Genomic DNA, 13100 nt, shown 5'->3' on the forward strand with positions numbered 1-13100 from the left:
CGCTTCTAAACTCCTTGATAATATTGAGTTTGTCTTTTTATGGTTTTTAACTTAAAAGGGTAGGAAATAAAGTGCAATATATACACTATTGGTGAGATTAACCAAATTGCCAAGAATAAATAAACATTAAATACTTTTAGAAGCTTTTTTCGGTTTTTTTGATTTTTAAAAATCAGGTTTGACCATTTATTGAAAATTTTATTGGCCGTTTTGTCTACTGTTACTAAGTACGGACTAATTTTTACGGCTCCAATTTGTACTAATTTTGGCTGTAATTGGTCTAAATTATTCTCGTTAAAGGCAGAAAGCATTGCTTCACCAAACTTTGGGGATTCGTTTATGTCTTTTTCTGAAACTCCCGGCAATGGAAAAATACCTAAATACTTTTTCTTAACGCCGGAGAACATCCATTCTACAATTGTAATAACGCTTATTAAATTTCCAACACGATCTACTAAAGCTACATTACCTACTAATTGTGCATTGGCTTCTTTTAGTAACGTTTTAATTTTTTCCTGCGCCATAATCCACATGTTTCTTGAGCCGCTGATGGTTACAACAGGCGTATTGTTCAGGATTTTTTTGGCTTCGTCGCTTTTTAAAAACGAGTTGATTGGAATTGAAGGCGACAAATACCAAACCTGATAATGGAAAAGCACCAAATCAAATTTTGTGTTTAAAATTTCTTCAGGAACTGGTTTTAAGGCTGTTGGAATTTGTAAAAACGATTCTGGAAAGGCATCAAAAAAAGCATCTTTACTCCACGGAAATGGGAATGGTTTTTCTAATTGTATTTCGTGAAAAGTCACCTTTATATTCTCTGAATTTAGAAATGGTTTTGCGATGTTTTGCGCAATAGTTTCTAACTGTCCGGATTGAGAATAATAAATAACAAGAACATTTTTCATTAGGGTTTGTTGCTTTGGTTGCGAACAAAAATAAGTAAATTTATTTAAACGGATTTTTCTTGTTTGTTATGAGGTTTTTGGCCCGCAGATTTTACGGATGAAACGGGTTTACACAGGTTTTCTTTATAAGTAACTAAACAAAAAATAATCCGTGTAAACCCGTTTCATCCGTAAAATCAGTGGTCTATTTCTTCAAATCATTCCAAAAATCGAAATAATTAAACCATTGCAAAGGGTATTTTTTTAAGATGTTTTCTACGCTTGTTATGTATTCTTTTAGCAATGCTTTTTCGTCACGGTGTTTAACTGTGGCTTCTCTGGCGTATAAATGATAATGTAAATTTGGCTCTTTCATAACATAAACAAACACAACCGGAACTTTTAATCTTGATGCAATTAAAAATGGTCCGGCAGGGAAGTTGGCTTCTTTGCCTAAAATGTTTTCAGAAAGTGATTTTGTGCCTTCAAAATAACGATCGCCTGTAAAACAAACTAATTCGTTATTGGCCAAAGCCGCATTGATCTCAAAGATATGAGACAAGTCTTCTTTGATAATGATGAATTTTACGGTTGGTTTTTGGGTAATGCTTTCCAGATAATTTTTAATGGCAGAATGTTCTAAATCTGTAGTGACTAAATTGATTTGAAAATCAAGATCAATATCACCTAAGAAATGTTCTGCAATTTCAAAATTTCCAACGTGTGCGCTAATTAAAACACCGCCTTTTTTTTCGGCGAGGAGCTTTTTTAAAATTTCAATTCCGTCAAATTCATAGGTGAATTTGTTTCGCATTCCTGCCGAAATGGAAACTTTATCAATAATGGTCTGTCCAAAAGTGTAGTAACTTTTGAAAACCATTTTTTTTGATTTAAAATAGGAGTATTGAAGCCTTTCTTTAAAGTAATAAAAAATAGCACGATTGCTTTTCTTTAAAAATAAAAAGTAATAAGAAGCGACAAAATAAAGTAAAACATAAGCAGATTTGACACCCGCTTTTTGAATCAAAAAAACGAATATTCTATAACCTAAAACAGTTCCTTTTGATTTGCCATCCCATTCACTCATTAAGCTGTTTTGGCTTTTAATTTGGTTTCGATAAGGTCATAGAAGCTTTGGAAATCAGAAATTCCAACAAAATCTGCCTCAACTAGTTTTACGCCAAAGTTTGATTCTATTGAAACTACTAAATCAACATAATCTAAACTATCTAAGCCAAGCGTATCTTTTAAATTAGCATTTGGTTCAATGTCGTCATTGTCTACTTCAAATTCATCAACTAAAAAACCATTGATTTTTGCTATAATATCTTCTTTATTCATCGTTCAATTTAAACTTTTTAACCACCAACGCCGAGTTGGTTCCTCCGAAACCGAAAGAATTGGACAAAAATATGTCAAATTTTTTGTTTAACGTAGTTTTAACTAAATTTAATTTTGAAGCATCTTCATCTGGATTGTCTAAATTGATGTTTGGTGCAATGAAATCGTTCAGCATCATTATGATAGAGTAGATAATTTCGCTTGCTCCGGCCATCCAGCATTCGTGACCTGTCATTGATTTTGTTGAACTTACATAAGGGTTTTTCTCACCAAAAACTTCAAAAATAGCTTTGGCTTCGTTTGCATCGCCAACCGGAGTTGAGGTTGCGTGTGCATTTATATACTCAATATCTGATGCTTTTAGTTTAGCATCATCCAGTGCTCTTTGCATCGCTGTAGCGGGACCTTCCACATTTGGAGTTGAGATATGTCCGCCGTTTGATGAAAATCCGTAACCTGAAACTTCGGCAATAATATTAGCTCCACGTGCAATTGCAGATTCGTAACTTTCCAGAATTAAAGTTGCACCTCCGCCACTCGGAATTAATCCGTCACGTCCGGCATCAAAAGGCCTTGAAGCTTTTTCAGGATCACTTTCTCGGTTAGAAAAAACGCCTAAACCATCAAAACTGCTCATCGCATATTTGTTGATTTCCTGCGCTCCTCCAGTTATAATGATATCCTGAAAACCACTTTTTATTAAAAAATAAGCTAATCCAATAGAATGTGAACCGCTTGCACAGGCAGCACTTACGGTTAAATTGATGCCGCGAAGTTTAAAAATCGTGGAAAGATTCATCGTAACGGTAGAATTCATTGATTTAAAAATCGCCCCTGAACCAATTAAGGCAGTATCTTTTTTCTCGCGCACGATATCTGTAGCATCAATTATTGCTTTAGAAACGCTGTCGTTTCCGTACATAATTCCAACTTCGCGAGTGTCAAAAAAAGCATCGTCGATATTCGCATTTTTCAGTGCTTCGATAGTAGCCATATAAGCATATTCGGTTTCTTCACCAATGCTCATACGTTGTCTACGGGTCAATAGGTTTTTTAAATCAGCTTTAGGAACCATTCCGGTTAAGGCTGATTGAAAACCAAATTCTTTTCGTTCAGCATCAAACTGAATCCCCGATTTTCCGTTATACAATGATTCCTTTACTTCATCTAAAGAAGTTCCGATACAAGAATAAATTCCCATTCCAGTAATTACAACTCTCTTATTCATCGTCTTTCAAAGTAATTTTTTATCCTTAAAGTGTAATTTTTAAACAAAGGCACAATTTTTTTAATCTATTTATTATGCAAACATAGTATTTTAAGAATATATTCCTCCGTTTATATTAATAATCTCGCCGGTAATATAGCTCGATTTTTTTGAAATCAAAAAGCTTACCAAATCTGCAACTTCTTCGGCTTCGCCAAAACGATTTACAGGAATCAGCTTTAATAATTCTTTTTCATCAAGCGCACTTGTCATATCTGTTCTAATAAAACCCGGTGCAACAGCGTTTACCGTTATATTACGTTTTGCAACTTCTTGTGCCAATGCTTTTGTTGCGGCAACAATTGCACCTTTTGCAGCCGAATAATTGGTTTGTCCTGCGGTTCCTTTTACTCCGGAAACAGAAACCATATTTACAATTCGGCCGTATTTATTGCGAAGCATTTTTTGAATAAAAAACTGCGTCACATTAAAAAATCCGTTTAAACTTGTGTTTACAACCCCGTTCCAGTCTTCTGGAGTCATCCACATAAAAAGACCATCTTTTGTAATTCCGGCATTGTTTACAATGGCTTCTACAATAGCTTCAGGATTTGATTCCTGCCATTGTGTTAAAACAGTTTGTACTTGTTCAAAATTGGCAACATCAAAACCTAAAATTTCTCCGGTTGCGCCTAATTTTTGTATTTCCTGAAGTGTTTCTTCGGCAGCGGTTTTGTTTGAATGATAATTGATCAGAATATGATAATTAGATTCAACGGCTAATTTTTTACAAATAGCACTACCAATTCCTCTTGAACCGCCTGTTACTAATACACATTTCATTTATGTAGATTTTATTTTTTTTTCTTAGTTGCTGGTTTGCTTGCCGGTTTTGCTGTTGTTTTTGTTTCAGCTTTTGGACTTTCAGCAGCTACACTTGTTTCCTTTTTTTCTCTTTCTGCTGTTTGTGAAAACAATTCAGCATTTTCAAACCATTGGTTTCCTAATACAGTTCCGTCAGGTCTTAAAAATCCCCATTTTCCTTCATTTTTTACTCTTGCAAGACCATCAATAAAACCTTTATCCTGCTGTACAAAAAGTGCAATAACGAATCCGTTTGAAGTAATTCCGTATTGCGTTGGAATTACTAGTTTTCCGCTTTCATTAATAAATCCCCAGTTGCTTTCTTTTACAGGAGCTAAACCATTTGTGCTGAAAACCTCTGCATCGCTGTACGTTGGTTCTATTACAAATGTTCCTTTTAAATTGATATAACCCCATTTTTTTCCAACTAAAACCGGAGCTAAATTTTTTGAGAATGCTTTTCCTTTGTCATATATAGGCAGGATTACCCAATTTCCGTTTAAATCAATAAAACCAATCTTTCCGTTCTTTTTGGCATATGTTAAATCCTGAGTTTCAAAATCCCATATTTTTTCGGCACCATCAACCGGAATAAATTTTCCGTTGCTTACCAATCCAAAAGTTTTATCTTTTCTTGCCCAGGTTGTGCCTTTAAAATAGTTTCCAATTTCTGCGTAAGCCGGTTCAACTAATTCTTTTCCGGAAGTATTTATAATTCCCCAGTTTTTATTTAGTTCCACTCTTGCATAACCATTTTCAAAAGGTTTGATCTGGTCGTATTTTGGTTCTAAAACCACGGCAAGTTTTGAATTGATTAATCCAACTTTGTTTCCTTGTCTTATAAAAGCAACGCCGTTATTAAAATCGAATATTTTTTCGGTAGCAGGCGCTTTTAAAATTTCACCTTTTGTATTAATATAAACCCAGTCCTTATCTTTTTGTACTACTGCGATTCCGCTGTTAAAATCTTTAGCATTATTAAAAGATGCCGGAATTACCCAGCTTCCTTTGGTGTCAATAAAACCCCATTTTCCATTGTCTTCGACAGCGGCTAAACCTTCAGAAAAACTTTTGGCAGATTTATATTGAGGTTCAATTTTAAAGGATCCGTCTTTGGAAATATATCCAATTTTTGAATTCTTTTTAACTAATGCCAGTTCTTGACTATTAACAAATTGAATGCAACTTAGCAACAAAAAAATAAGTGTTTTTTTCATGATTTTAAGATTCAATATTAATAATATAAAAATGCTTTTTTATTCCTGAAAGAGTTCAGCATTCTGAAACCATTCAATCAAAAGCTTTCCATCTGGTTTAAGAAAACCCCATTTACCATTGCGTTTTACTCTTGCTAATCCGCCGATGAATCCTTTTTCTTCACGCATATAGCTTCCAAATGCTGCTGAAATTTCATAATCTGCCGGAATAACTACTATTCCGCTTTCATTAATAAATCCCCAGCCGTATCCTTTGTTTACAGCAGCAAGTCCGTCGCTAAAAGGCTCTGCATCATAAAACATAGGTTGTACCACACATATTCCTTCTAGATTAGTATAACCCCATTTTTCTCGAATGCGAACAGGTGCTAAATTATTAGAGAATGGTTTTGTTTTGTCAAATAGTGGTTTAAGAACCCATTGTCCTTCAAAATTTACAAATCCCCATTTTGCTCCTTTTTTCGCAGCAATTAAATCCTGCGTTCCAAAAGCGCCAAATTCACTTACATCGTCTATTTTAATAAACTGTCCGTTATGAACCAGTCCATAATCTTTTCCTTTTTTTGCCCAGGTTGTGTTGTTGTAGTAATCTCCAACTTCGTCATAAATGGCTTCAACAACCTCTTTTCCAGATGGGTCAACAATTCCCCATTTATCATTTACGGCAGCTTTTGCATAACCATTATAAAAAGCTCTGATCACATCATATTTTGGAGCCAGAACAATTTCAAATTTATTATTGATAATCCCCACTTTGTCGGCTTGTCTAAAAAAAGCTGCTCCGTAATGAAAATCAAATAATTTATCAGATTCCGGATTGCCTTTTAATATTTCGCCTTGTTTGTTGATGTAATACCAAACTGCTTTTTTTTCTATAGTCGCAATTCCGCTGTTGAAATCCCTTGCATTGTCAAAAGTTGCAGGAATTACAAAAGTTCCTTTTCTATCGACATATCCCCATTTTCCATTTTGTTTAACAGCTGCTAATCCATCAGAAAAATCTCTTGCACTGTCAAATTTTGGTTCAACGGCAAAAGTTCCTTCTTTTGTAATAAGACCAAATTTACCGTCTTTTTTAACTAAAGCCAGTTCTTGGGCATTAACGAATTGAAAAGCTATTAGAGATAAAAAAAATATTTTCTTCATGTTTTTAAAATATGATTCATGTCCAATTAATTGTTAATCAAATAATCTTTTACATTTTGAACAAATGGATACATTACCTGATCTTCCTTAAATGTTGGAATTATATTTCTAACATCATCGTACCATTTTTTGGTAACCGATGAAATTTTATCTTTTTGTCCTAAATAATCAATTGCCTGAACGATAGTAATCATTTCGATTGCCAATACTTCAAAAGCATTTTCGATTACTTTTGATGTAATTACCGCAGCATTTGTTCCCATACTTACAATGTCCTGATTGTCATTGTTATTTGGAATACTATGAACGTACATTGGATTTGAAAGCATCTGACTTTCGGCAGTTGTTGAAGTTGCTGTAAACTGAACTCCCTGCATTCCGAAATTAAATCCTAATGTTCCTAAATTTACAAATGGAGGCAGTAATTCGTTGATTTTTGAATTTAATAAATAATTCAACTGACGTTCTGCAAGCATCGTTAATTTTGTAATAACAATTTTTAGTTTATCCATTTCCAGCGAAATATAATCTCCGTGGAAATTTCCTCCGTGATAAACGTGTTGATTTTTTACGTCGATAATTGGGTTGTCGTTTGCCGAGTTAAATTCGTCTTCAAGAATAGAAGCTACATTATTAATCGTTTCTAAAACCGGCCCCAAAATTTGAGGAACACATCTTAATGAATAATATTCCTGAACTTTTTCTTTGAAGATTTCTTCGGTATTTTCACCAGAATATAAATGGTCTTCCCTTTTACGGATTAAAGTACTGTCTGAAAGATTCTGACGCATTTTAGCCGCAATTTCCTGTTGTCCTTTATGACGTTTTGTTTGGTTTAATTCTGCAGAGAAATGATCATCATAAGCCTGAACCAATTCGTTTATGGCGCAAGAAGATTTTAATGACCAGTCTAATAATTTTTTAGCGTGATATACATTTACAACGCCAATTCCTGTCATTACAGAAGTTCCGTTGATTAATGCCAGACCTTCTCTAATTTCTACCTGAATTGGTTTTAAACCTTCAATTTCGAAAACTTCAGGAGTTGGTCTTCTTTCGCCTTTATAAAAAACTTCACCTTCGCCAATTAAAACTAAAGCTAAATGTGATAACTGCACTAAGTCACCGCTGGCACCAACGCCGCCGTGTTCAAATATTAAAGGTGTAATATCTCTATTAATAAGTTCAGACATTAAATGAATTACTGACGGATGTACACCAGAATTTCCTAATGAAAGTGTATTTAATCGAGCCAATATTGCTGCTTTTGCACAAGCTGCATTTAATGGTTTTCCTGTTCCTGAAGAGTGGCTGCGGATTAAATTATATTGAAGCTGAATTTGATCAGACTCTTTAATTCTGTATTGCGCCATTGGGCCAAAGCCTGTGTTTACGCCGTAAATTACTTTATTTCCAGAGAATTCTTTTAAGAAATTGAAGCTTTCGTTTACTCGGTTTAGAACTACATCGCTAATTGTAACTTTTTGATTTCCAAAGATTATGGCTTCAAACTCTGCTAAACTTAAATATTCATTAATTGTATTCATTAACTCGTTTTTGGTTGTGCTAATTTAATTTTATTTATCAAAATAAATGTAGTTATTTTGATGATGGCAAATGTAGGTTAATAATTGATAATATTTTTATTATGACAAAGGAGTTTGTAGATGTTTTAGTAATAGGCGCCGGACCATCTGGATGCGTATCGGCATCGTATCTTCATAAAAACAATGTTAAGGTGAAAGTTGTTGAGAAACAGAAGTTTCCGAGACTTGTTGTGGGCGAAAGCTTAATTCCGAGAGTAATGGATCATTTTGCTGAGGCAGAATTGTTTGATGCTCTTAATTCAATGAACTTTGAAAAGAAACTTGGAGCCCGTTTTATTAGAGGTGAAGAGATTTGTGTTTTTGATTTCAGTAAAAAATTTGGAGAAGGCTGGGATTGGACCTGGCAGATTCCAAGAGCTGATTTTGACAACACAATGGCACAGGAAGTAGTTCGTAAAGGTGTTGACCTTGAATTTGAAACGGAAGTTTTAGAAGTTTCTTTTGAAGGAAAAAATTCAAAAACAATTGTAAAAGATAAAGAAGGAAATTTAAAAGAGATTCATGCTAAATTTATCGTCGATTCCAGCGGATATGGACGTGTTTTGCCAAGACTTTTAGATTTAGATACGCCTTCGAAATTAGATCCGCATTCTTCGATTTTTACACACGTAAAAGATATTAACAGACCAGAAGGTGAGGAAGGAACGCAGATTTCATTTGATATTTTAGAAACTGAAGTATGGCTTTGGGTAATTCCGTTTTCTAACGGAAATACTAGCTTAGGTGTTGTTGGCCCAACAGATTTTATTAATTCGCTTTCTGAAAATAAAGATAATGCGGAGGCCTTGAAAAACGCCATTCAGCTATCAGATTATTATATCCAAAGATTTAAAGGAACAGAATTCTTATTTGAACCTGTAAAACTGGAGAATTATTCGAGAGCAGTAAAAAGAATGTATGGAGACGGTTTTGCTTTAACAGGAAACAGTTCTGAATTTCTTGATCCTGTTTTTTCGTCTGGAGTAGCTTTTGCAACAGAATCTGGAATGCTGGCAGCAAAATTATACTTAAAAGAATCGCAGGGAATTCCTGTTGACTGGGAAGTGGAGTTTACACAATATATGAAACGCGGAATTTCGGTATTCACGACTTATGTGCAGGAATGGTATACTGGAAACCTTCAGACTTTATTTTTCCATCAGCCGGAAAATCCTGAAGTAAAAGAAAAAATATGTTCTGTGTTGGCAGGTTATGTTTGGAACGAAGAGAATTCGTTTGTCAAGAAACATGATCACGTTATAGCAAATATGGCGTATTTACTGAATATGCAAAAAGAACAAAGCCCTGAATAATCAGGGCTTTTTTTTGGTTTTATTTGAATGCTTTTTTCAATAAAAGCTTAGATAACGATTTTGCAGTTTTGGCGAATCCTTCTCCAATTCTTGTTTCATTGCTAAAATTACTTCCCCATTGATCTCCGGGAGCTTCTTCGCTTGTAATTTCTAATAACACATTTGATTTGTTTGCTGTTTCAACAAATTTAAGATTTGTAGTAACCTTTGCAGGCTGTTTCATAATTCCTGCATCCCAGCCCGGATAAATCCATACCGTTTGTACAATTAAAGTATAAGGAGTATTTAATCCTTCCTGAAAATTTACATCTTTTCCAGCTTTAGATAATACAATGTTTCCTATTTCTAAAAACTTAGGAGTCCAGATTTGATCTTTTGCAACAGCCCATCTTTTTTCCCAAAGGTTTCCGTTTCCTTTTGCTTTTTCGTCTAAATCGGCTTTGTGTTCTTTAATGTATTGCGCTTCAGATTTTTTTTCTTTCATCATAGTGAAGCTGCTATAATCAAATATGGTATTGATTTCTTTTTGATCTTTTAAGAAATCAAAGTTTCCTTTTACTACTTCCATGTCCTGAGCAAAAGCGGTTCCGGAAATAATAAATAAAGCAAAAATTAGTTTTTTCATTTTTTATTTATTTTGGTTAATTACTGGGCTAAAAGTAATTAAAATGTTTATACAAACATTTTTCTTGTTAAAATAAAATTGTCGATAAAATCTACTTTTACTTATAACGGAAAGATTTTGACTAAAATTAAAATAATTGAAACAGAGAAGAATAGTAATGCTTCAAATTTAATAACTTGTTTTAAAGATAATCCTAAACGCATTTTTTTGCCAAGAATTCTGCTTATCAAAATAGCGGTAATTAAAAACAGGAATATAACTATAGAATTAAGAATAAAACGGTTAAGAAATAGCAGGAATAATGAATCATTTTTTAATTGAATGTTTTTTTCCTCACTTCCGATCCATAAATAGGTACTAAAGCATATTGCAATTATCCCCAGGATTAGGAGAATTGTGTGGATAATTTTAAAAAAAATATTCTTCATGTTTTCTCCGGAATAAAGAGCTTTATGACTATTTCTATTTTGTATTAATGTTTTGACTTTCGTGTCATTAAATTTTGATAATATACTTCATAATCAAATACTTGTTTGAGCTGATTGTTTTTATACAAATAAATACTGGACTGACCTTTAACTTTTACTATTGAGTCTCCAACTTCTACTTCATACCAAAAACTATCTACTACAGCATTGCTTGAACTACTTGTAAATTTAAGCATTGGCGTACAATGTTGCGATGAATCAATATATTTTTCAATCACAATGCCTGAATATGATTCTTCTTTACGATTCTCAAGTGCTCTTTTATAAAAAGCTTCATTTCCTGAAAGATAATTTGCCCAAAAACCCATTGCAGTTACTAAAGTTACGAAAACCAGAAGTTTAAGTACGTTTTCTTTTTTTATCATAGAGAGCAAATTTTTCTTTTTTGTAATAGTGGTTCTTATTTAACTTAATCCAAAAACAAATTTTAAAAAACAAATTACGGAACAAAAGGCAGAAACTAAAATAATTCCCCAATGTTTAATTTTATCTAAACGATGCCCTTCTTTTACATAGAATTCATTTTTACTATTTTTAAGCCAATACTTGTGAAATTTATAGGATCCAAATGAAAACAAGGCAAAGAAAACGCAATAAAACAAATTAGATTCCATAAAATTTTAATTTGACCAGAAGCAAAAATAAAAAAAGGGATCCCATACAGGATCCCTTTTCACTTCAAAATTACTTATTAAAAAATTACCAGAATTTAACGTACAATGCTACGATAATCAGTAATGTAATTACAATTAAAACTGTTGTTTGTGGTTTTACTTTAAACATTTCAGAGTCTATTTCAAACGCTTTTGGATTTACTTTTGGTCCAGCAAAACTGATTCCAATCATGGCTAACATTGTAAAGAAGAATGATAATCCCATACAGATGTGGAAAGGAATTTCGTACACAGGAACACCGCCTATAACTTTTCCAGTTGGCCATGCGGTATATAGTAAAGTTTCGTTTCCAAATAAAGCCGGAGCATATTCGTTGAATAATACAGATAAAAGAAATCCTAAAATTACCCCAACAATAGCGGCAGTTCCAGTAGTTCTTTTCCAGAACATACCAAGGAAGAACATAGCGAAAACTCCAGGGCTAATGAAACCAGTATATTTTTGAATGAATGTGAATCCACCTTCTCCTCCAATTCCAAGAAGGTCATTCCATGTAAATAAAACAGCCAAAAGCATAGCAGCAAAAACAGCAATTCTACCAATATTTACCTGTTGTTTTTCGCCAGCTTGTTTTTGAATGTATTTTTTATGAACATCTAAAGTATAAATAGTAGAGATACTGTTTACTTTTCCAGCTAATGAAGCTACAATTGCAGCAGTTAATGCCGCAACAGAAAGTCCTTTAAGGCCCGTTGGAAGAAACGTTAACACAGCCGAATAAGCTCCATCTTTTCCTCCAACTAATTGTGGTAAATGACCGTCTTTGTACAAAACAAAAGCTGCGATTCCAGGAAGCATTACAATTAAAGGCATTAATAATTTTAACATTCCGGCAAATAAAATTCCGGTACGAGCCGTTTGTAAATCTGCACCAAGAGCTCTTTGTGTAATGTATTGGTTACATCCCCAATAGTTTAAGTTGATGATCCAGATACCTGCAAGGTAAGACATCAAACCTGGGAAAGTTAAATATTTATTGATTTCAAGTTGAGATGAAGTTGCGGTTGGTCTTGGTATAATCATTTTGAAATGTTCAGGAGCTTCTCTCATTAAAACTTTAAAACCTGCAATTGCATTTTCTCCAACTCCAAAAGCACTCCCAACAGTTGTAAGCGCAATGTATGAAGTTACTAAACCCCCAATGATTAAAACCGCTACCTGAATAACATCTGTATAAGCCACAACCTTCATTCCTCCAAGAGAAATAAATAAGGCAAACACAGCCAGACCAATCATAATAATGTGAAGATATCCTCCACCAGCAAGACCGTCAATGGCAACTGCCCCTAAGTATAGAATAGAAGTTAAATTTACAAATACATATAAAAACAACCAGAAAACAGCCATAATCAACGCAGTCGATTCGTTATAACGTGTTTTTAAGAATTGAGGCATAGTATATATCTTATTTTTAAGATACACCGGAATGAACCAAACGGCTACAATAATTAAGGCAATAGCAGCAAGCCATTCATAAGCAGCAACAGCGATTCCTAAAAAGAAACCTTCACCACTCATCCCGATGAATTGTTCTGCTGAAATGTTTGATGCAATTAACGAAGCTCCAATTGCCCACCAGGTTAAATTTCCTTCGGCAAGAAAATAAGCTTTAGCATCGTGCTCGTCTTGTTTACGTTTGCGATAAACGGTGTAACCGTAGACAGATACTACGATAAAATAAATAATAAAAACCGCATAATCTGCGAGTGCGAGGTTTGACTTCATTGTTAATAGTATTTTAGATAATTAGT

12 protein-coding genes are annotated in these 13100 nt (G+C 33.8%); 1 reads left to right on the forward strand and 11 read right to left on the reverse strand.

Going from position 1 to position 13100, the window contains the following annotated elements; genetic code table 11:
• Positions 1-5 precede the first annotated feature (5 nt).
• The 8 genes from J2Y38_RS04470 to hutH all read right to left on the reverse strand — a co-directional run bounded on the left by J2Y38_RS04470 (position 6) and on the right by hutH (position 8209).
• Entirely contained in the window at positions 6-908 is a 903-nt protein-coding gene (locus J2Y38_RS04470) for a dialkylrecorsinol condensing enzyme DarA (RefSeq protein WP_309839964.1), read from the reverse strand.
• Between the two features lie 184 nt (positions 909-1092).
• Entirely contained in the window at positions 1093-1974 is an 882-nt protein-coding gene (locus tag J2Y38_RS04475) for a lipid A biosynthesis acyltransferase (protein ID WP_309839966.1), read from the reverse strand.
• Positions 1974-2228, reverse strand: coding sequence for an acyl carrier protein (locus J2Y38_RS04480; protein ID WP_053472936.1), 255 nt, complete (start codon positions 2226-2228; stop codon positions 1974-1976). The genes J2Y38_RS04475 and J2Y38_RS04480 overlap by 1 nt, the downstream gene beginning before the upstream one ends.
• Positions 2221-3456 carry a beta-ketoacyl-[acyl-carrier-protein] synthase family protein gene (locus J2Y38_RS04485; RefSeq protein ID WP_309839968.1) on the reverse strand — a complete coding sequence of 412 codons (1236 nt, stop codon included), beginning with the start codon at positions 3454-3456 and terminating at the stop codon, positions 2221-2223. Before J2Y38_RS04485 ends, J2Y38_RS04480 begins: the two co-directional genes overlap by 8 nt.
• Positions 3457-3546: 90 nt before the next feature.
• Positions 3547-4278, reverse strand: coding sequence for a 3-oxoacyl-ACP reductase FabG (gene fabG, locus J2Y38_RS04490; RefSeq protein ID WP_053472934.1), 732 nt, complete (start codon positions 4276-4278; stop codon positions 3547-3549).
• Positions 4279-4289: 11 nt separating this feature from the next.
• The gene (locus tag J2Y38_RS04495) at positions 4290-5516 is read right to left on the reverse strand and encodes a WG repeat-containing protein (protein ID WP_309839971.1); all 1227 of its coding nucleotides are present in this window, start codon (positions 5514-5516) and stop codon (positions 4290-4292) included.
• Between the two features lie 39 nt (positions 5517-5555).
• Positions 5556-6662 (reverse strand): WG repeat-containing protein, encoded by a 1107-nt coding sequence (locus J2Y38_RS04500; protein WP_309839973.1) that lies wholly within the window; start codon positions 6660-6662, stop codon positions 5556-5558.
• A 26-nt stretch (positions 6663-6688) separates the two neighbouring features.
• Positions 6689-8209, reverse strand: coding sequence for a histidine ammonia-lyase (gene hutH, locus J2Y38_RS04505; protein ID WP_180857063.1), 1521 nt, complete (start codon positions 8207-8209; stop codon positions 6689-6691).
• A 101-nt stretch (positions 8210-8310) separates the two neighbouring features.
• On the opposite strand from hutH, the gene J2Y38_RS04510 reads away from it, so the two are divergent.
• Entirely contained in the window at positions 8311-9561 is a 1251-nt protein-coding gene (locus J2Y38_RS04510) for an NAD(P)/FAD-dependent oxidoreductase (RefSeq protein ID WP_309839975.1), read from the forward strand.
• A gap of 19 nt (positions 9562-9580) precedes the next feature.
• Here the strand turns inward: J2Y38_RS04510 and J2Y38_RS04515 are convergent, their stop codons facing one another.
• The 3 genes from J2Y38_RS04515 to J2Y38_RS04525 all read right to left on the reverse strand — a co-directional run bounded on the left by J2Y38_RS04515 (position 9581) and on the right by J2Y38_RS04525 (position 13074).
• The gene (locus tag J2Y38_RS04515; protein WP_309839977.1) at positions 9581-10186 is read right to left on the reverse strand and encodes a hypothetical protein; all 606 of its coding nucleotides are present in this window, start codon (positions 10184-10186) and stop codon (positions 9581-9583) included.
• Between the two features lie 472 nt (positions 10187-10658).
• Positions 10659-11039 carry a hypothetical protein gene (locus J2Y38_RS04520; protein ID WP_309839978.1) on the reverse strand — a complete coding sequence of 127 codons (381 nt, stop codon included), beginning with the start codon at positions 11037-11039 and terminating at the stop codon, positions 10659-10661.
• Positions 11040-11373: 334 nt separating this feature from the next.
• Positions 11374-13074, reverse strand: a complete 1701-nt coding sequence (locus J2Y38_RS04525; RefSeq protein ID WP_309839980.1) for a sodium/sugar symporter — start codon at positions 13072-13074, stop codon at positions 11374-11376.
• Positions 13075-13100 lie beyond the last annotated feature (26 nt).

It is taken from the genome of Flavobacterium sp. 2755 (assembly GCF_031455715.1).
GTDB lineage: Bacteria > Bacteroidota > Bacteroidia > Flavobacteriales > Flavobacteriaceae > Flavobacterium.